Genomic DNA, 18,528 nt, shown 5'->3' on the forward strand with positions numbered 1-18,528 from the left:
GGATGGGGCATGAGGCGGCCCGCTGGGCTAGTGGGCCGCTTCATGCCAGCTCGCGCCCACGCCCACCGAGACGTCCAGCGGCACCATGAGGTCGACCGCGTGGCCCATCTTGTCGCGCACCAGCGACTCGAGGCGGTCACGCTCCCCCTCGGCGACCTCGAACACGAGCTCGTCGTGGACCTGCAGCAACATGCGGGACGCCATCCCCTCGGTCGCCAGGGCCGACTCCACGTCCAGCATGGCCACCTTGATGATGTCGGCCGCCGACCCCTGGATGGGCGCGTTCAGCGCCATGCGCTCGGCCATCTCGCGGCGCTGGCGGTTCGACGACATCAGGTCGGGCAGATAGCGGCGGCGCCCGAGGATCGTCTCGGTGTATTCGGTGCGGCGCGCCTCCTTCACCAGCCCCTGCAGGTAGTCGCGGACGCCCCCGAACGTCTCGAAGTAGTCGTCCATGAGCGCCTTGGCGTCGGACACCTCGATGGCGAGCTGGTTCGACAGCCCGAACGCCGACAGGCCGTACGCCAGCCCGTAGTTCATCGCCTTGATCTTCGCCCGGAGCGCGCCGTTGACCTCGGCGGGATCGACCTCGAACACCTTGGCCGCGGTCACGGTGTGGAAGTCGATGCCGGAGCGGAACGACTCGATGAGCGCCTCGTCGGCCGACGCGTGGGCCATGATGCGCATCTCGATCTGGGAATAGTCGGCCGTCATGATCGACTCGAACCCGCGCCCCGCCACGAACGCCTCGCGAATGCGGCGCCCCTCCTCGGTGCGGATCGGGATGTTCTGGAGGTTCGGCTCGGTCGAGCTCAGCCGTCCCGTCGCCGCGATCGTCTGCAGATAGGTCGTGTGGAGCCGGCCGTCGTCCTGCACCGCCGCCAGCAGCCCGTCGACCGTCTGGCGCAGTCGAATGGCGTCGCGGTGGGCCAGCAGGTGTTCGAGGAACGGGTGTCCGGTCTTCGCGTACAGCCCCTGCAGCGCGTCGGCGTCGGTCGTGTAGCCCGACTTCGTCCTGCGGGTCTTCGGCATCTCGAGCTCGTCGAACAACACGACCTGGAGCTGCTTGGGCGAGCCCAGGTTGATCTGCTTGCCCAGCACCGCGTACGCCGCCTCCGCGGCCGCCTGCACCTTCGTGTCGAAGTCGCTCCGCAGCTCGTCGAGCCGATCGGTGTCGACGGCGATGCCGGTCGCCTCCATCTGCGCCAGCGTGCGCTGCAGCGGCAGCTCGACGTCGGTGAGCAGGTGGACCTGGGAGCGCTCGGCAAGCTCGGTGTCGAGCGCCTCGGCGAGGTCGATGACGGCGCGCGCCCGCACCATCGCCGCCTGGTTCGCAGCCTCCTCGGCGCCGGGCTCCTCGAACAGGGCGTCCTGGGGCCCGTCGGCGGCGCCCGAGTCGTCGACCCGCAGCTCGCGCTTGAGGTGGCGGATCGCGAGGTCGCCGAGGTCGAACGTGCGCTGGTCGGGCCGCAGGATGTACGCGGCCAGCTGCGTGTCGCAGTCGAGCCCCGCCAGCTGCCAGCCGCGCGACCAGATGGCGAGCATCGGCCCCTTGGCGTCGTGGAGCGCCTTCAGCGCGTCGGCGTCGGCCAGCCACGCCGCCAGCACCAACTCGTCGGCCGGGTCGAGCGTGGCCACGTCGAGCCACGCGGCCGACCCGTCGGACGACGCCAGCGCCAGCCCGGTCACGTCGCCGGCGCCCGAGGCCCAGTGGCCCACGACGTCGAGGCCGGTGCGCTTGTCGCCCTTCGTGTGGTCGGCGAGCCAGGTCGCCAGCTCGCCCGGGCCGAGCGCCGCGCCGGTGACGTCGAACCCGCCCTCGGGCTCGGTGTCCTCCGGCGGCAGGGTCTCGAGCAGCCGGTCGCGCAGCACGCGGAACTCCAGGGCGTCGAACAGCTCATGGGTCTTCTCGCGGTCCCACGCGACGCGGGCGAAGTCGTCGATGCCGAGCGGCAGCTCGAGGTCGCGGACGAGCGCGTTGACCTGGCGGTTGATCTTCACCTGCGCGAGGTGGTCGCGCAGGTTCTGGCCCGCGACGCCCTTGACCGACTCGGCGTGGGCGAGCAGGTTGTCGAGCCCGTCGTATTCCCCCAGCCACTTCGCCGCCGTCTTCGGCCCGACCTTCGGCACACCCGGGAGGTTGTCGGAGGTCTCGCCCACGAGGGCGGCGAGCTCGGGATAGCGCGCCGGGGCCACCAGGTATTTCTCCTCCACGGCCGTGGGGGTCATGCGGGCGAGGTCGGACACGCCCTTGCGGGGATAGAGCACCGTCACGTGGTCGGTCACGAGCTGCATGGCGTCGCGGTCACCGGTGCAGATCAGCACGTCGACGCCCTGCTTCGGCGCGTTGGTCGCCAGCGTCGCGATGACGTCGTCGGCCTCCCAGCCCTCGAGCTCGACGTGGGGGATGTTCAGCGCGTCCAGGACCTCCTTGATCAGCTGGACCTGGCCCTTGAACTCGTCGGGGGACGCCGACCGGTTCGCCTTGTAGTCGGAGAAGACCTCCGACCGGAACGTCTGGCGCGACACGTCGAACGCGACCGCGATGTGGGTCGGCTGCTCGTCGCGCAGCACGTTGATCAGCATCGAGGTGAACCCGAAGACCGCGTTGGTGTGCTGGCCCGTGCGCGTCGCGAAGTTCTCGACCGGCAGCGCGAAGAACGCGCGGTAGGCCACCGAGTGGCCGTCGATCAGCAGCAGCCGCGGGGGCCGCGCCTCGGCGTCGGGTGCGGTCGGGGTGTTCGTCGGGTTCGCCACGGCGACAGCCTACCGAGATGGGCCGACAGGGACAGTCCTGCCGATGCTGCCGCGCGCCCAGGACCTCGCGCGCTCAGCCCTCCGTCGCCAGCCGCAGCTCCTGTGGCGCCGTCAGGTGGTCGCGCAGCGCGGTCAGCCCCGCCAGCGCCTCCGCGCGCACCGCGTCGTCGGCCCGCGCGTGCATCAGCGACACCCCCACGGCGAACGGCTCGTCCCCGGGTCGGCGCGCGGGCACGAGCATCGCCATGCCGTAGACCGCCGGGTTGGTCTCCCGATCGTCGATCGCATAGCCCCGCTGCCGGCAGGCCGCCAACTTGTCCACCAGGTCGTCGACGCGCGCGACCGAGCGCTCGGTCCACAGCGGGAGGGTGTCGTCGTCGGGATAGAGGGCGCGTACGCGGTCCTCCGCAAGCTGCGCGAGCAGCACGCTCCCGACCGCGGTCAACGACGCCGGGAACCGGTCGCCGATGGCGGCCGACAGCCGCAGCGGAGCCCGGCCCTCGTGGCGCGCCAGATAGACCACGTCACGCTCGTGGCGCAGCACCAGTTGGAGCAGCTCGTGCCTCAACACCGGGTGGTCACCCGCGAACCCGTAGAACTCGCGCACCACGTCGAACCCTCGCACGTACGCCCCGCCCAGCTCGACGGTGCGCCTCCCCAGCGCCCACGTCCCCACCGGTGTACGCCGGGCCAGGCCGGCCTCCTCCAGCGCGACGCACAGGTTGAGCGTCGACGACTTCGCCAGTCCGAGGCGCCGGGCGATGTCCGTCAGGGGCTGCGCCCCGTCGTCGGCGAGCAGGCCCAGGATCGCCGCGGCGCGCGTGACCGCGGGGGCGGGACTGCGCTCCGGGGCGCCGGGGCTGGCTGGGCTCGCGGGGCCGGTGCGGGGTTCGGACATCAGAAGAACGTTAGCGTGTCGATCCCGTTGACGAGGGGTTCTCCGTCGAGGAGGCGGCCCGCGTTGTCGGCGAACATCTCGGCGATCAGCCGGTCCTCGTCGTCGTGGAGCGCCGCGGTGTGGGGCGCGATGACGACCTGCTCCATCGCCCAGAGCGGGGAATCGGCCGGCAACGGCTCGACCGCGAACACGTCGAGCGCCGCGAACCCCACGCGGCCGTCCTCGAGCGCCTCCACCAGCGCGGGCTCCTCGATGCACGTGCCACGGCCGGTGGACGCCACGATCACGCCCGGGCGGACGCGGGCGAACACGTCGGCGGAGATCAGGCCCGTGGTGTCGGTGGCCTCGGGCAGGGTGTTCACGATGGCGTCGGCCCGCGAGGCCGCCTCGGCGATCCGGTCGGACGCGACCACCTCGTCGAACCCGTCGGCAGGGGTCCCCGAGCGGTTGACCCCGATCACCCGGGCGCCGAGGGCCTGGAAGAGGCGTGCGGTCTCGGAGCCGATCGCTCCGGTGCCCGCCACCAGCACGGTCATGTCGAACACGGCCTTCATGGCCCAGCGGTCGGTCCACCGCCGTTCGGCCTTCTGGCGCTGGAGTCGCGGCAGGTCCTTCGCGCCCGCGAGCACGCCGAACAGGGCGAACTCGGCGAGGGTCCGCGCGTGGGGCCCACTCGACTTCGTGAACGCGATGCGGGCGAGCTCGTCGTCGGAGAGCCCGGCCGCGCGGACCTGTGAGCCGCCGCCGGCCGCCATGGTGTGGACCCAGCGCAGGCCGGGGTTGGCCCGCACCGTGCGCGCGAGCGCGGCGGGGTCGGTGTCGGGGATGCCATAGAGCGCGTCGGCCTCGAGGCAGAACTGCTCGAACCGCGCCTGTTGCTCGGGCGGGCGCCGGAACGCCGGGTCGCCGTTGTGGTCGCCGTTCCAGCGCATCGGCGGAAGCAGCTCCTGGTCGACGACCAGGTCGATGCGCGGCTCGCGCTCGACGAGCAGGCGGCAGTTCTCGTCGGTCAGCGGCGTGCACACGAAGACACGGAGCCGGTCGACGGGACGGTCGAGGTGGTCAGACATCAGGACTCCTGAACGGGTTGTGGGGCATGTGGTTGGCTGAGCACGTGGACACCAAAGATGCACGCGTGGGGCTCGTCGGCCTGGGCGCCATGGGGGCGCCCATGGCGGCGAGGCTCCTCGACGGAGCCGTGAGCGGGTCGGTGTGGGTCACCAGCCGACGCCGCGAGTCGGCGACCGGGCTGGTCGACGCCGGTGCCCGCTGGGCGGACACGCCGCGCGAGCTGGCCCGCCACTGCGACGTCGCCGTGGTGATGGTGCAGGACACGGCCCAGATCAGGGCGGTGCTGGGCGGGCCCGACGGGCTCGCCGCCGGCGCGGACCACCCGATCGTGCTCGTGGTCGCCAGCTCGATCTCCCCCACCGACGTCGCCGCGCTGCGCGACGAGGCCGCCGCGCTGTCGGACGGCAACATCACGGTCGTGGACGCCCCGGTCTCCGGCGGGGTCGAGGGCGCGCGCGCCGGAACGCTGTCGATCATGGTCGGCGGCGCCGAGGCCGACGTGGCGGTCGCCCTGCCCCTCCTGCGCAGGATGGGCACGCCGGTCCACCTGGGCCCGCTCGGCGCGGGACAGGTCGCGAAGGCCTGCAACCAGCTCATCGTCGCCGCCACGACGGTCGCCCTCGCCGAGGCCTCCCTGCTTGCGGAGAACAACGGGCTCGACGTGGGCGCCATGTTCGCGCTCCTCCAGGGCGGGTACGCGGGATCGCGCCTGATGGAGGTCAAGAGCCCCCAGCTCGCGGCGCACGACCACGCGCCGCGCGGTCCGGCCCGCTTCATGATCAAAGACCTCGCGGTCGCCGCGGAGGCGGCCGACGGCCTCCACCTCGCCCAGCTTCCCCTGCTCCAGCAGGTCTTCGCCGATCTGGTCGCGCGCGGCCTCGGCGACCAGGACGTCACCGTCGTGCAGGAATTCCTGTCCAGCAGGGAATCGCCGGGCCGGCGGTCTCGGCCCTGACCCGATCATCCCGGGCCCGGGGAACGCCCCGCTCACGCCGGCTCGTTCGCCCCGCGTACGGCCCAGCAGCCGCACCTCGCCCACCACCGTACGCCGGCTCGCGTCGGCCGCGAGTCCGTCCAGGAAGGCCTCCCGCCCGTCGATCACGCCGGAGGGGCGCACCATCCGGAAGTCCTTGTCCAACAGGGATGCGAAGAAGTCACGGTCCCCCGCCGACTCGGCCTCACCGATCGCGGTGTTCAGCGCGGCGAGCTGCTCGACGCTCACCGGGGCACCGCCCGCTCCACCACGGGGTTGCGCAGCATGCCGATGCCGGGCAGCTCGCACTCGACCGTGTCGCCGGGCGCCAGGTCGAACGTCGTCCACGGCGCACCGGTCAGCACCACGTCACCCGGCCCCAGCGTCATGAACCGGGTCAGGTATTCCACGCACTCGAAGGGGTTCCGGGCGAGCCGGTCGGTCGACGAGCGCGCGACGACCTCGCCGTTGCGCCGCATCACGAGCGGCTCGCGCAGCGGGTCGAGGTCGGTCTCGATCCACGGGCCCAGCGGGGTGAACCCGTCGCCGTTCTTCACCTGCGTCTTGAGGTCGTCGGCGTCGGCCTGCCCGACACACGTGATGTCGTTGCCGATCGTCCACCCCCGCACGTACGCCGGCGCGTCCACCGCCCGCACGTCCCGCGCCGTGCGGCCGATGACGAGTGCCAGCTCGCCCTCCCCCACGACGCGCCCGTGACCCGGATCGACCTTGATGGCGGCGCCGGGACCGACCACGGTCCGCGCCGATTTCATGAAGGCCTGCGGGGGGATCCGGCGATCGCCCTCGCCGGAGTTGTGGGCCATGCCGAGCACGACGCCCGGCACGCAGGGCGCCAGCAGGGACGCCCCCTCGACCGCGTGGCGCTCGCCCGTCGGGGTGGGGGCGTCCGCGTACGGGTCGTCGACCTCCAGCCAGACGTCACCGTCGGCGATCACCGACCTGGGTCCCGCCGGGGTGGCGATGCGCGCGATCCTCATCCCTCCTCCCCCAGCCTGACCAGCACCTTGCCGGAGACCTGCGCGTCCGCGGCGGTCGCGAACCCGGCCAGCGCGTCGTCGAGCCCCACCTCGTGGGTGATGACCTGTTCGATGCGGGGATTCGCCGCCAGCATGGTGATCGCGGCGTCGACCTCGTCGTTGAACCGGAAGCACCCGCGCACCGACAGCTCGCGCGAGACCACCGTCGACATCTCGATCGGGACGCCCCCGGCGGGCAGCATTCCCACCTGGGCAAGGATTCCCCGGCGCTTGAGCGCCCCGAGCGCCGCGTTCACCGCCGCCGGCACGCCGGCGCACTCGAGTGCGACGTCGAAGTGCTCGACCGGCATGGGGTCCTGGCCCGCCCGGATCACCCCGTGCACCCCGAGAGCCCGCGCGCGCCCCAGCGGGCCCTCGAGCACGTCACTGCACACGACCTCGGCCGCCCCGTGCGCCAGGGCGGCGGCGGCGGCCAGGAGCCCGATCGGCCCCGACCCCGACACCAGCACCGAGCGCCCGCGTACGCCGCCGGCGACCGCGATCCCGTGCAGCGCCACGCCCAGCGGCTCCGCCAGGGCGGCCCGACGCAGCGGCAGACCCGTCGGCAGTTCCCGCACCATCGACGCCGCCACCACGAGCTTCTCCACCATGCCGCCCTGCGTGTGGGGAGTCGTCGAGGCGCTCCCCAGATAGGCGCCCCGCGGCCACAGGTGACGGTGTTCCTCCAACCCGGGCAGGCATTCCCCGAAGGTGGCGGGGTGGAGCGTGACGGGCGTGCCGGCCGCGAGGCGACCGGACGGGTCCAGGTCGATGACGCCCGACACCTCGTGGCCGGGCACGAGCGGCTCGGTCACGGTGAAGGCGCCGACCGCCCCGTCGTGGAAATAGTGCAGGTCGGAGCCGCAGATGCCGGCGTACGCGAGGCGCAGCCGCACCTGCCCGTCACCGGGCACCGGTTCGGGGCGTTCCTCGACGCGGGCGTCGAGCCTGCCGTGGATGACCAGGGCCTTCATTCTCCCAACCTCCTGACACCCGGGTCCGCGGCAGGACAAGGGTCCTTGCTCCTGGAGGGCCTTCGTGGGTTCCGATCGCGCGCCGATGCGCGATAGGCTGACCGTAACACTCTGCTGAACCGAGTTCAACGAGTCGAACACTCACGAAGGAGTGAGCATGCCCTCCACTGCACCCGACACCCTGCCCGCCGTCGGCTTCATCGGTCTCGGCGTGATGGGGTCACCCATGGCCGGGCACATCCTCCGGGGGCTGGCCGGCCGAGCCCCGCTCACCGTCCACGACCGCTCGCGCGAGCGGCACGCCGCGCTGCTCGAGGCGGGCGCAGCCTGGGCGGACACGCCCCGCGCGGTCGCCGAGGCCGCCGGCGTGATCGTCGTGATGGTCCCCGACATCCCCCAGGTGCGCGAACTGGTCGCCGGCCCGGACGGCCTCGCGGCCGGCACCACCTCCCCCACGGTGCTCGTGGTCAGCTCGACCGTGTCCCCGGAGGGCGTCCGGGAGCTCGACGCCGACCTCGACCGCGAGACCGGCGGCCTGCTCCGCGTCGTGGACGCCCCGGTGTCCGGCGGCGAGGTCGGCGCGCGCGCCGGGTCGCTGTCGATCATGGTCGGCGGTGACGACGCGCTGGTGGCCCGCGCGATCCCCGTGCTCGCCCTCACCGGCCGACCGCTCCACCTCGGCCCGCTGGGGGCCGGTCAGGTCGCCAAGGCCTGCAACCAGCTCATCTGCGCCGCCAACATCGCCGCGGTCGCCGAGGCCTCGGTCGTGGCCGAGCGCGCCGGGCTCGACGTCGCCCAGCTGTTCGGCCTGCTCCAGGGCGGGTACGCCGGCTCCACGATCATGGCCGACAAGGCGCCCCGCTTCGCCGCGAAGGACTATGCGACGTCCGGGGCCGCGTACCTGTGGATCAAGGACCTGCGCGCCTACCTCGACGAGGCCGAGCGCACCGGGACCCCCAGCCTGCAGGCCGACCGCCTCCTCGAGGCGTTCGCCGGCCTGACCGACCAGGGGCTCGGCGGCCAGGACACCGCGGTGATCCAGCAGTGGATCGCCGAGCGCGGCGCCTGAGCCAGGGAACCCGGGGCCCGGCTCACTCCGGCTGGTTCGCCAGCGTTACCCGCGCCTCGGCGCGCTGGCCGTCCCGGACGTACGCCACCGCGACCGCCTGGCCCACCGCGTGGTCGCGGACCTGCGCCATCAGAGCCTCCGAGCTGGACACGGCCTCGCCGTCGACAGCGGTGATGACGTCGCCCGCCCGCAGCCCGGCCTGGGCCGCGGGAGTGCCGGGTGAGACCGTCTTCACCACCGCGCCGAGCACCGTGGACCCGCCGGCGGTGCCGGTGCCGTCACCGGTCGCCACCCCGAGGTACGCGTGCGTCGCCCGCCCGGTCGCGATCAGCTCCTGCGCCACCCGGGTGACCTCGTTGACCGGGATCGCGAAGCCGATGCCGATGTTGCCCGACGCGTCGCCCGAGCCGAGCGTCGCGATCGACGACGTGATGCCGACCAGGCGGCCGTCCGCGTCGAGCAGCGCGCCGCCGGAGTTGCCCGGGTTGATGGCCGCGTTGGTCTGGATCGCATTCGAGACCGCCTGCTGGGCCTGCGTGCTCGTCGAGCGCGCCCCCGAGCTCGCCTGCTGGGTGATCACCGGGCGATCGAGGGCCGAGATGATGCCGGTCGTCACGGTCTGCGAGAGCCCGAGCGGGTTGCCGAGCGCCATCACGGGCTGCCCCACCCTGAGCGCGGCGACGTCGCCCATGACGATCGGCTGCAGGTCCTTCGGCGCGTCCTCCAGCTGGATGACCGCGAGGTCGGTGGCGGGATCGGTGCCGACCACGGTGGCCGCATAGACGCGGCGATCCGCCAGCGTGACCCTGATCTGCGCGCCCGCACCCACGCCCGCCACCACGTGGTTGTTCGTCACGACGCGCCCCTGCGCGTCGAGCACCACGCCCGAGCCCTCGGCCTGGCCGGAGCGCGAGGCGACCTGGATCGACACCACCGACGGCCCGGCCGCCTCGGCCGTCACCGTCCAGTCGGGCGCCGAGGTCGCACCCTGCACGACCCGGGTCGTCGTGGTCGTCACGCCGGCGGTGGCCGGGTGCATGGCGGTCACCGCCGCGGCGGAGACCCCGCCGCCCGCGAGGGCGCCCACCAGCGCGACCGCGGCCAGGCGTACGCCGGCCCCGCGCCTGCCAGGCTTCGGTGCGACGTGCGGGGCGGTCGGGTACGCCTGGCCGTACGCGGGGCCGGAGATCTGGCTTCGACTCGCTGGCGCTCGCTCAGCCAACGTGGGGGCCGGCGCTCGCTCAGCCAACGTGGGGGCCGGCGCTCGCTCCGCCAACGTGGGGGCCGGCGCTCGCTCAGCCAACGTGGGGGCGGGCGCTCGCTCCGCCAACGTGGGGGCTGGCGCTGGCTCGGCCAACGGCTGCTGGGCGACCGGACGCCACACCGGCTCCGGCGGCTGGAAGCCCGGCTGCTGCGTACCGGCCTGGCCGAAGCCGGAGCCGTGCATGTCGTGGGGGTCGGGGTGGGTCATGGCATCCTCCGTGAGTTCCAGTGGGGCGATTCCGTCGCTGAGGGGACCAGTCCACGCCGCCTCCCTGTGTCGCGGCTGTGCGACCGCTAAGGTCGCCTTGTGAACCTCGAGAAGGTGGTCTTCGGCTTCTTCGTGCTGCTCGCCGCGACGTTGAACTTCGGCTACGTCATCGGCGACATCGCCGACGTGCACCACCACAACGTCTACGAGCTGTACGCGGCCGTCGTGGTCAACATCATCGCCACGATCCTCAAGTTCGGTGACCGGACCCAGATCGGCGCCGTCCACCTGGCCACGAGCCTCGTCGCGTCGATCCAGCTGATCCTCGCGGCGGTGGTGTGGGTGTGGGCCGACCAGGCCGCCGCCGGCATCACCCCGGGCCACATGTCGAGCGTGGTCTCGCTCGCCGCCGGCGCGTGCCTCGCCAACATCGTCTCGGTGGTGCTGATGGTCATCGAGACCGTGTCCTACCGGCGCCGCTGATCCCGGCTCCCGACCCGACCATGGTCAACCCCCTGCAGCTGCTGGCCCACCGGGTCCGCGTACGCCGACGGCCGCCCCACAGCCTGCGCCGCGTCGACGTGGCCGTGCCCACCCAGGTGCCGGGGACCGACGCGATCTTCCTGGTGCTGCGCCGCATGCGGACGCCGCTGATCGCCATCGTCGCGATCTTCGCGTTCTGCGTCGTGGGGCTGAGCCTGATGCCGGGGACGGACGGGAACGGGAACCCCCACCGGCTGACGCTGTTCGACGCCTTCTATGTGATGAGCTACACGGCGACGACGATCGGCTTCGGCGAGATCCCGTACGCGTTCTCCTACCCCCAGCGCCTGTGGGTGACCCTGTCGATCTACCTGACGGTGACCGGCTGGGCGTACGCGGTGTCGGCGCTGTTCGGCCTGCTGCAGGAGACCGGCTTCCGCGAGGCGATCGCGACGCAGCGGTTCAGGCGGCGCGTGGCGACGATCAAGGAGCCGTTCTGGATCGTCGCGGGCTATGGGCAGACGGGCCGCGCCGTAGCCAACCGGCTCGACGAGCTGGGCCGCCGCTTCGTGGTGGTCGACGACGACCCGGCCCGCGTCGAGCGGCTGGAGATCGACCAGCACAACGTCGACGTGCCGGGCATCGACGGTGACGTCAGCAACCCCGCCCTCCTCGGCCTGGCGGGGCTCGACCAGCCCCACTGCGAGGGCGTGCTGGCGCTGGCCAGCGACGAGGCCAACCTCGCGGTGGTGATGACGGTCAACCTGCTGCGCCCCGACGTCGCGGTGATCGCGAGCTGCGACGACCGGGCCACGGCGCGGCGCATGGAGGACTTCGCCCCCGACGCGATCATCAACCCGTATGACCGCTATGGCGCCTATCTGGCGCTCCGGCTGCAGCGGCCGGGAGCGTTCCAGCTGGCCCAGTGGCTGATGAGCACCGACGGCGACGAGCTGCGCGAGCGCGCCGAGGGCCTCGACGCCGGCCACTGGATCGTCGCGGCCGACGACGCGTTCGGCCACGAGGTGGCGGCCGACCTGCGTGCCGCCGGCCTGGAGGTGCGCGAGGTCGATCCGGCCGATGGCGACCCCGACGTGACGGGCGCCGCGGGCCTGGTCGCGGGGTCCGCCAACGACGTGGTGAACCTCTCGCTGGCCGCTCACGCGCGGATCGCCGACCCCGACCTGTTCCTGTCGGTGCGCCAGCGCTCCGACCTGCGGGCGGCGGCGCTGAAGGCGTTCGACGCCGACTCGCTGCTGGTGCCGAGCGACCTCGTGGCGCGCGAGGTGGTGGCGCGGGTGATGGCTCCCGCGTACTGGGACTTCATCGACCACGTCCTCACGACCGACGACGAGACGTGGGCCGAGGCGACGCTGGCCGCGCTGCGCTCACGTGTGGGCGACCTGTCTCCGTCCGGCGCGCGGGTGACGATCGACGCCTCCGGGGCTCCGGCCGTGGTGCGGTGGATCACGCGGGGCGGAACGATCACGATCGGCGACCTGCTGCGGGACCCCTCCGACCGCGACTCGATGTTGCCGGCGTTCTGCCTGTCCCTGCTGCGGGACGGCCAGGCCGAGTATGCGCCCGACGAGGACACCGAGCTCGCCCAGGGCGACGCCCTGATCGTGGCTGGCACCCCGGAGGCACTGCAGGACCTCGTGGGCGTGCTCGACAACGACACGACCACCGAACACCTGGTCACCGGCGAGGACGTCCCCGCGACGTGGCTGTGGCGTACGCTGCGTCGCCGGCGAGTGGGGGCCCTTCGTCGCTGATCGCGCGTGAAAAGTGCACAACTGCGCTCAACACGCCGGGCCGATCGCTGCCCAGGCCACGCAAAGTGCACAACTGCGCGCGACACGCCGAGCGGATCGCCCGAAACGCCTCACTCTGCGCACACGTGCGCACTTTTTTCACAGCTCAGCCCACACCTAGTCCGCGCCGAGGTACGCCCGCTTCACGCGGTCGTCGCCCAGCAGAGCCCTCCCGGTGTCGGAGAACATGATCGACCCGACCTCGAGCACGTGGCCCTCGTCGGCGAGCGACAGCGCGGCCTGGGCGTTCTGCTCCACGAGCAGGATCGTCACGCCCTCCTTCTGCAGCTCGGTGATCGTGTCCATGATCTTCGTCGTCATCAGCGGCGACAGACCCATCGACGGCTCGTCGAGCATCAACAGCTTCGGGCGGCTCATCATCGCCCGCCCGATGGCCAGCATCTGCTGCTCACCACCGGAGAACAGGCCCGCGGGCTGCGTACGCCGTTCCCGCAGGATGTCGAACAGGCCGAACACCCGCTCGAGGTCCTTCTTGATGCCGCCCTGGTCCTTCCGCGCGAACGCGCCGAGCCTCAGGTTGTCCTCCACCGACATGCGGGGGAAGATGCGTCGCCCCTCGGGCGAGTGGGCCAGCCCGCGGGTGACGACCTCGTGGGCCGGTCGCCCGTCGATCCGCTCGCCGTCGAACCAGATCTCGCCCTCGACCGGGGTGATCAACCCCGAGATCGTCCGCAGGGTCGTCGTCTTGCCGGCGCCGTTGGTGCCGAGCAATGAGACGACCTGCCCCTCCTTGACGGTGAACGAGATGCCCTTGACCGCCTTCACCCGGCCGTACGCGACGACCAGGTCCTTGACCTCAAGCATGGTTGTCCTTCCGGGGGTCGAGGCTGTCGACGTGGTCGTCCTGGCGCTGGGCGTCGGGCTCGATGCGCTTGTTCGTCGGGTCGACGGGCGCGAGGTCGTCGCCCGAGCCGGTCGGCTCGGCCTCCTCGCGTACGCCCGTGGCTCCCGTCGCCGCGCCCGCCACGCGGCCGCCCGTCCCCGTCGCCCCCTCGAGATGCTCCGGAGGCGCGCCGATGTAGGCCTCGATGACGCGCGGGTCGGACTGGACCTCATGGGCCGTGCCCTCGACCAGCACCTCGCCGCGCACCAGGCAGCACACCCGGTCGCAGAGGTTGAAGATGAAGCGCATGTCGTGCTCGATGACGAGCACGGCGAGGCCGAGGTCGCGGATGCGGAAGATCAGCTCCTCGGCCTGCTTCGTCTCCTGGGGGTTCATGCCGGCGGTGGGCTCGTCGAGCAGCAGCAGCTTCGGGTCGGTCGCGAGGGCGCGAGCGATCTCGAGTCGGCGCTGGTCGCCGTACGGCAGGTTGCGGGCCAGGTGGTCGGTCGTGTGGCCGAGGCCCACGAACTCGAGCAGCTCCTGGGCGCGCGCCCGCGACTCGCGCTCCTCGCGCCGGTGGCGCGGCAGGCGGAAGACCGCGTCGAACGCGTTGGTCTTCGTCCGCGAGTAGGTGCCGACCATCACGTTCTCGAGGGCCGTCATGTTCTGGAACAGGCGGATGTTCTGGAACGTGCGGGCCATTCCGGCCAGCACGACGCGCCGCGGCTTGGGCGGCAGCGTCGATCCGTTGAAGACGACCTCGCCCGACGTGGGCTGATAGAGCCCGGTCAGGCAGTTGAAGAACGTCGTCTTGCCGGCGCCGTTGGGGCCGATGAGCCCCATGATCTCGCCGCCGTTGACGTGCAGGTTGACCTTGTTGACGGCCGTGAGGCCGCCGAACTGCATCGTCACGTCGCGGGCCTCGAGCAGGCGCTCGCCCTTGGGGACGGTGTCGAACTCGGGGACGACGGCGACGCCGCCGCCCGACGATTCTCCCCCGGGGTGCCCGGCCCCCACGTGGTCGACCCCGTGCTCGTCGCTGTGCGCAGCCGTGCTCATGCGTGCCTCCTCGCGTCCTCGTTGAGGTGGTTGTGATAGGTCGACAGGTCGTCGTCGACCTTGTCGGCCAGCTCGTCGTCGTCGTGGAACTCCAGCTGGCGGCGCTCGTCGGCGACAATGCCCTCGGGCCGGAAGCGCATCATCACGACGAGCAGCAGGCCGAACAGCAGGAGGCGGTAGTCCTGGAAGAAGCGCAGCTTCTCCGGCAGGAGCTTCAGGATCGTCGCGCCCGCGAGGACGCCGAGGATCGTGCCCATGCCGCCCAGCACGATGGCCGCGAGCAGGAACGCCGACTCGAGGAACAGGTATTGGTCAGGGGTCACCGAGACGTCCTGGTGGGCCTTCACCGTGCCGGCGATGCCGGCGAGGAAGGCGCCGCCGGCGAACGCCAGCAGCTTCAGGCCGAACACGTTGACGCCCATGGCCTCGGCGGCCTTCTCGTCCTCGCGGATCGCGACCCAGCCACGCCCGATGCGGGAGTTGTTGAGGTTCGCGAACACCAGGATGATCAGGCCCATGACCAGCAGCATCAGCCAGTAGTAGTTGCCGAACTTGCCGACCTCCACCCCGAGGATCGTGTGGGCCTCGCCGAAGTCGAACGAGCCCACCTTCAGGTCGGGGATGTTCGGGATGCCGTTCGAGCCGTGGGTGATGTCGGGGCCGTCGGAGCCGTCCAGGTTGTTCATCGCGATGCGGAAGATCTCGCCGAACGCCAGGGTCACGATGGCGAGGTAGTCACCCGACACGCGCAGCGTCGGCGAGCCGATGAGGAGACCGAGCAGCGCCGAGACGATGCCGGCGATCAGCACGATCACGAGGAACGGCGGCTTGAAGCCCGGCAGGAACGTCGCGAACGCCGACTTCGACAGCACGGCCGCGGTGAACGCGCCCGCCCCGAGGAAGGCGATGTAGCCGAGGTCCAGCAGGCCCGCGAGGCCGACCACGATGTTCAGGCCCATGGCGGTCGCGGCGAAGATCAGCACCTGCGACGCGATCGACATGTTGGCGTCGGAGCCGTCCTGGGTGAGCGGGAAGGCGTACGCGGCCACGAACGCGGCCAGGATCAGCACCTTCTTGTTCTCGTTCGCGGCGACGCGCAGCCAGTTGGCCGCGCCCGTGCGTACGGCGAGGGCGACGACGCCCGCGACGAAGACGCAGAAGGCGAGGAACGCGCCGCCCTCGTCCTGGGCGAGGCCGAAGGCCGCGGCGAACAGCACCGCCGCCATCACGGCCACGATCACGAGGATCTGGATCCAGGACCGCGTACGCACCACCCCGAGCGCGGGGTCGGTGCCGCGCGGGAGCATGCGGGTGCCGAGCCACGCGACGAGCGCGGACGCGACGGCCACCCAGCCGCCCGGTTCCACGTTGATGAGACCGCCGAGTTCGAACGCGATCGAGACCGCGCAGATCACCGCGTACGCGAGGCCGAACGAGGCCGCGGCCTTGGCGCCGCGGTTCGCGTTGAACCGCTTGCCGCGCTTGGTGGCGAGCTGCTTGCGAAGCACGATCGTGGCGAGGAGCAGCAGCAGGAGCGCCACGCCGAGGGCGAGGAGCAGGAACTGCAGCGGCGACGGACCGAACAGGTAGGTCATGTCGTCGAGTGCCTTCGACGAATAGGCCCACGGCAGGTAGGGGGCGACGATCATGCCGATCGCGCCGAGCATGGCGACGATGCGGCCGGGACCCTGCAGCTTGGTCTGCTGCGCGTCGTTGAAGATGTGGAGGTTCATGCGCGATCGACCACCCTTGCGCCGAGAAGACCCTGCGGGCGGAACACCAGCACGAGGATCAGGATGATGAAGGCCCAGACGTCCTTCCAGGCGGACGAGCCGAACTGGCCGGGGATGAAGGTCGTGGCGAAGACCTCGACCACGCCCAGGACCAGGCCGCCGACGACGGCGCCGTTGATGTTGCCGATGCCGCCGAGGACGGCCGCCGAGAACGCCTTCAGACCCGAGATGAAGCCCATCTTGAAGTCGATGTTGCTGTAGCGCAGGCCGTGGGCGACGCCCGCGACCGCGGCCAGCGCGGCGCCGACGGCGAACGCGACCATGATGACCTTGTCGACGTTGATGCCCATCAGGCGCGCCGTGTCGGGGTCCTGCGAGGTCGCCTGCATCGCACGGCCCATCTTGGTGCGGTTGACGAACCACCACAGGAACGCGGTGCAGACCGCCAGGGCGGCGAGCGTGAAGATCGCCGAGTGCTCGATGTGCACGTTGCCCATAGTGACCGCGCGGCCCGAGATGCCGTCGATCGCCGGGAACGGGATGGCCCGCTTGGCGTCGGGGAAGCCGGGGATCATGCCATAGCCGAGGCGGACGATCTCCTGGAGGAAGATCGAGATGCCGATGGCCGAGATGAGGGGGGCCAGCCGCGGGGCGTTGCGCAGCGGGCGATAGGCGAAGCGTTCGGTGATCAGCGCGGTCGCGATCGCCGCGAGCATGCCACCGATGATCATCGCCAGGAGCACGAGGATGGCCACGGGGATCGACATCCGCTGGGGCTTGCCCATCACGAACCACGTCGTGAAGGCACCGAACGCGCCGATCATGAAGATCTCGCCGTGGGCGAAGTTGATCAGCTGAACGATGCCGTACACCACCGTGTAGCCGACGGCGATGAGCGCATAGAGCGCCCCCAGCGACAGGCCGTTGATCAGCTGCTGGAAGAAAAGGTCCACAGGTTGCCTCCTGCCATGGCAATGCGGGGCGAGGGGTGATCCCCCGCCCCGCATCGCGTCACGGACGGTAGGTCAGGAGCGGAAGCTCCCAACGGTCACTTGAAGTCCTCGGTCTTGTCGGCGACCCACTTGCCGCCGGTGACCTTGTAGACGGTGAGGACGCGCGACTTGGAGTCGCCCCACTCGTCGAAGGCGACCTTGCCGGTCGCGCCGTCGAGGTTGACCGAACCGATCGCCTTGATCGTGTCCTTGCGGGCCGACTTGACGTCCTTGGCCGACTTCAGCGAGGTCTTGGTGCCCTCGATGATGGCCTGGGCGGCGTCGTACGCGTAGGCACCGTACGCGCCGTACGCATCCTTGTAGCCGGCCTTCTGGTAGGCCTCGACGAACTTCGCACCGGCGGGCAGCTTGTCCGGCGGGGCGCCGACCGAGGTCGACAAGTCGTTGTCGGACTGCTTGCCGGCGAGCTGGATGTAGCCCGGGTCGTAGAGGCCGTCACCGCCCATGAGCGGGACGTTCAGGCCCGCGTTCTTCATCTGCTGCGACATGGGGCCGGCCTGCGGGAACTCGCCACCGTAGTAGAGGGCCTTGGGGTTGGTGCCCTTGACCTTCGAGATGACGGCCGCGAAGTCCTTGTCCTCGGGGTTGATCGTCTCGGCCGCGGTGATCGTGCCGCCGCCGGCCTTGAACGCCTCGGTGAAGGCCGAGACGAGGCCCTGGCCGTACGACTTCTTGTCGTGGACGGTCGCGACCTCCTTGATGCCCTTGTCGAGGAGGTACTTCGCGGCGAACGGACCCTGGACGGCGTCCGTGGTGCACGTGCGGAAGTAGTTGTCGTAGGTGCGCTTCGGGGCCTTGAGGTCGGCGCCCTTGGTCAGCGTGGGGTTCGTGTTGGCCGGCGAGATCAGGGCGACGTTCGCCTGCTGGAAGATGGGCTGGACGGCCTGGCCCACCGACGAGTTGAGCGGGCCGACGACGCCGATGACGTCCTCGTCACCGGTCAGCTTGGTCGCGGCGTTCTTGCCGGAGTCGGGCTTGGCCTCGTCGTCCGCGGCCACGACCTCGAACTTCCAGCCGGGCACGGTGTTGGCCTCGTTGGCCTGCTTGACGGCGAGGTCGACGCCGTTGCGGATGCCGACACCGAGCGCCGACAGGTCGCCCGAGAGGGGGGCCACGACGCCGATCTTCACCGTCTTCGTGGCTGCGGCACCGCCCCCGGTGTTGCCGCCACCGGTGGTGTTGCCGCCGCCCTCGGCGCGCGAGCCGCACGCGGTGAACGCCATGGACGTGGCGAGCAGGGACGCCCCTGCGATCATGAATCGACGGTTCACTGAGTCCTCCTGGTCATCGGCCCGCTGCAGTGCGGGTCTGCTCTCCCCGACGAGTGAGCAT

At 71.4% G+C, this 18,528-nt stretch carries 15 protein-coding genes and 1 pseudogene; 4 read left to right on the forward strand and 12 right to left on the reverse strand.

Annotated elements, in window-relative coordinates; translation table 11 throughout:
* Nucleotides 1–27 precede the first annotated feature (27 nt).
* From polA to ACYVAG_RS00695, 3 genes are all read right to left on the reverse strand, one after another.
* Nucleotides 28–2,757 carry a DNA polymerase I gene (polA, locus tag ACYVAG_RS00685; protein WP_460765235.1) on the reverse strand — a complete coding sequence of 910 codons (2,730 nt, stop codon included), beginning with the start codon at nucleotides 2,755–2,757 and terminating at the stop codon, nucleotides 28–30.
* Nucleotides 2,758–2,830: 73 nt separating this feature from the next.
* Nucleotides 2,831–3,655 carry an IclR family transcriptional regulator gene (locus ACYVAG_RS00690; RefSeq protein WP_460765237.1) on the reverse strand — a complete coding sequence of 275 codons (825 nt, stop codon included), beginning with the start codon at nucleotides 3,653–3,655 and terminating at the stop codon, nucleotides 2,831–2,833.
* Nucleotides 3,655–4,725 (reverse strand): D-2-hydroxyacid dehydrogenase, encoded by a 1,071-nt coding sequence (locus ACYVAG_RS00695; protein ID WP_460765239.1) that lies wholly within the window; start codon nucleotides 4,723–4,725, stop codon nucleotides 3,655–3,657. The genes ACYVAG_RS00690 and ACYVAG_RS00695 overlap by 1 nt, the downstream gene beginning before the upstream one ends.
* 44 nt (nucleotides 4,726–4,769) lie before the next feature.
* Here ACYVAG_RS00695 and ACYVAG_RS00700 point away from each other — a divergent pair, with 44 nt between their 5' ends.
* Nucleotides 4,770–5,681: an NAD(P)-dependent oxidoreductase gene (locus ACYVAG_RS00700; protein WP_460765241.1), complete on the forward strand. Its 912-nt coding sequence runs from the start codon at nucleotides 4,770–4,772 to the stop codon at nucleotides 5,679–5,681.
* Between the two features lie 102 nt (nucleotides 5,682–5,783).
* On the opposite strand, the pseudogene ACYVAG_RS00705 reads toward ACYVAG_RS00700, so the two are convergent.
* The 3 genes and pseudogenes from ACYVAG_RS00705 to ACYVAG_RS00715 form a co-directional block, all read right to left on the reverse strand.
* Nucleotides 5,784–6,047: pseudogene (locus ACYVAG_RS00705) on the reverse strand (nuclear transport factor 2 family protein); the annotation flags it as partial.
* Nucleotides 5,945–6,697 (reverse strand): fumarylacetoacetate hydrolase family protein, encoded by a 753-nt coding sequence (locus ACYVAG_RS00710; RefSeq protein WP_460765243.1) that lies wholly within the window; start codon nucleotides 6,695–6,697, stop codon nucleotides 5,945–5,947. The gene ACYVAG_RS00710 and the pseudogene ACYVAG_RS00705, both read right to left, overlap by 103 nt.
* Nucleotides 6,694–7,710: a zinc-binding dehydrogenase gene (locus ACYVAG_RS00715; protein WP_460765245.1), complete on the reverse strand. Its 1,017-nt coding sequence runs from the start codon at nucleotides 7,708–7,710 to the stop codon at nucleotides 6,694–6,696. Before ACYVAG_RS00715 ends, ACYVAG_RS00710 begins: the two co-directional genes overlap by 4 nt.
* A gap of 157 nt (nucleotides 7,711–7,867) precedes the next feature.
* Here ACYVAG_RS00715 and ACYVAG_RS00720 point away from each other — a divergent pair, with 157 nt between their 5' ends.
* Nucleotides 7,868–8,779: an NAD(P)-dependent oxidoreductase gene (locus ACYVAG_RS00720; protein ID WP_460765247.1), complete on the forward strand. Its 912-nt coding sequence runs from the start codon at nucleotides 7,868–7,870 to the stop codon at nucleotides 8,777–8,779.
* A gap of 22 nt (nucleotides 8,780–8,801) precedes the next feature.
* Here ACYVAG_RS00720 and ACYVAG_RS00725 read toward each other — a convergent pair whose 3' ends face one another.
* Nucleotides 8,802–10,250, reverse strand: a complete 1,449-nt coding sequence (locus tag ACYVAG_RS00725) for a S1C family serine protease (RefSeq protein WP_460765249.1) — start codon at nucleotides 10,248–10,250, stop codon at nucleotides 8,802–8,804.
* A gap of 99 nt (nucleotides 10,251–10,349) precedes the next feature.
* Here ACYVAG_RS00725 and ACYVAG_RS00730 point away from each other — a divergent pair, with 99 nt between their 5' ends.
* Nucleotides 10,350–10,733, forward strand: a complete 384-nt coding sequence (locus tag ACYVAG_RS00730) for a DUF6394 family protein (protein ID WP_460765251.1) — start codon at nucleotides 10,350–10,352, stop codon at nucleotides 10,731–10,733.
* A 20-nt stretch (nucleotides 10,734–10,753) separates the two neighbouring features.
* The gene (locus ACYVAG_RS00735; protein ID WP_460765252.1) at nucleotides 10,754–12,508 is read left to right on the forward strand and encodes an NAD-binding protein; all 1,755 of its coding nucleotides are present in this window, start codon (nucleotides 10,754–10,756) and stop codon (nucleotides 12,506–12,508) included.
* Between the two features lie 156 nt (nucleotides 12,509–12,664).
* Here ACYVAG_RS00735 and ACYVAG_RS00740 read toward each other — a convergent pair whose 3' ends face one another.
* From ACYVAG_RS00740 to ACYVAG_RS00760, 5 genes are all read right to left on the reverse strand, one after another.
* The gene (locus ACYVAG_RS00740) at nucleotides 12,665–13,372 is read right to left on the reverse strand and encodes an ABC transporter ATP-binding protein (protein WP_460765254.1); all 708 of its coding nucleotides are present in this window, start codon (nucleotides 13,370–13,372) and stop codon (nucleotides 12,665–12,667) included.
* Nucleotides 13,365–14,450 (reverse strand): ABC transporter ATP-binding protein, encoded by a 1,086-nt coding sequence (locus tag ACYVAG_RS00745; RefSeq protein ID WP_460765256.1) that lies wholly within the window; start codon nucleotides 14,448–14,450, stop codon nucleotides 13,365–13,367. Before ACYVAG_RS00745 ends, ACYVAG_RS00740 begins: the two co-directional genes overlap by 8 nt.
* On the reverse strand, nucleotides 14,447–16,183 hold the full coding sequence (locus ACYVAG_RS00750) for a branched-chain amino acid ABC transporter permease (RefSeq protein ID WP_460765258.1): 1,737 nt from the start codon (nucleotides 16,181–16,183) through the stop codon (nucleotides 14,447–14,449). Before ACYVAG_RS00750 ends, ACYVAG_RS00745 begins: the two co-directional genes overlap by 4 nt.
* The gene (locus tag ACYVAG_RS00755) at nucleotides 16,180–17,136 is read right to left on the reverse strand and encodes a branched-chain amino acid ABC transporter permease (RefSeq protein WP_460765260.1); all 957 of its coding nucleotides are present in this window, start codon (nucleotides 17,134–17,136) and stop codon (nucleotides 16,180–16,182) included. Before ACYVAG_RS00755 ends, ACYVAG_RS00750 begins: the two co-directional genes overlap by 4 nt.
* Nucleotides 17,137–17,231: 95 nt before the next feature.
* The gene (locus ACYVAG_RS00760; protein ID WP_460765262.1) at nucleotides 17,232–18,452 is read right to left on the reverse strand and encodes a branched-chain amino acid ABC transporter substrate-binding protein; all 1,221 of its coding nucleotides are present in this window, start codon (nucleotides 18,450–18,452) and stop codon (nucleotides 17,232–17,234) included.
* Nucleotides 18,453–18,528 lie beyond the last annotated feature (76 nt).

This window comes from Mariniluteicoccus flavus (assembly GCF_054776655.1).

Coding starts and splice junctions, on each gene's coding strand:
- ACYVAG_RS00690 (WP_460765237.1), bottom strand. CDS start 3,655: ATGTCCGAACCCCGCACCGGCCCCGCGAGCCCAGCCAGCCCCGGCGCC.
- ACYVAG_RS00695 (WP_460765239.1), bottom strand. CDS start 4,725: ATGTCTGACCACCTCGACCGTCCCGTCGACCGGCTCCGTGTCTTCGTG.
- ACYVAG_RS00710 (WP_460765243.1), bottom strand. CDS start 6,697: ATGAGGATCGCGCGCATCGCCACCCCGGCGGGACCCAGGTCGGTGATC.
- ACYVAG_RS00715 (WP_460765245.1), bottom strand. CDS start 7,710: ATGAAGGCCCTGGTCATCCACGGCAGGCTCGACGCCCGCGTCGAGGAA.
- ACYVAG_RS00720 (WP_460765247.1), top strand. CDS start 7,868: ATGCCCTCCACTGCACCCGACACCCTGCCCGCCGTCGGCTTCATCGGT.
- ACYVAG_RS00725 (WP_460765249.1), bottom strand. CDS start 10,250: ATGACCCACCCCGACCCCCACGACATGCACGGCTCCGGCTTCGGCCAG.
- ACYVAG_RS00735 (WP_460765252.1), top strand. CDS start 10,754: ATGGTCAACCCCCTGCAGCTGCTGGCCCACCGGGTCCGCGTACGCCGA.
- ACYVAG_RS00740 (WP_460765254.1), bottom strand. CDS start 13,372: ATGCTTGAGGTCAAGGACCTGGTCGTCGCGTACGGCCGGGTGAAGGCG.
- ACYVAG_RS00745 (WP_460765256.1), bottom strand. CDS start 14,450: ATGAGCACGGCTGCGCACAGCGACGAGCACGGGGTCGACCACGTGGGG.
- ACYVAG_RS00750 (WP_460765258.1), bottom strand. CDS start 16,183: ATGAACCTCCACATCTTCAACGACGCGCAGCAGACCAAGCTGCAGGGT.
- ACYVAG_RS00760 (WP_460765262.1), bottom strand. CDS start 18,452: ATGATCGCAGGGGCGTCCCTGCTCGCCACGTCCATGGCGTTCACCGCG.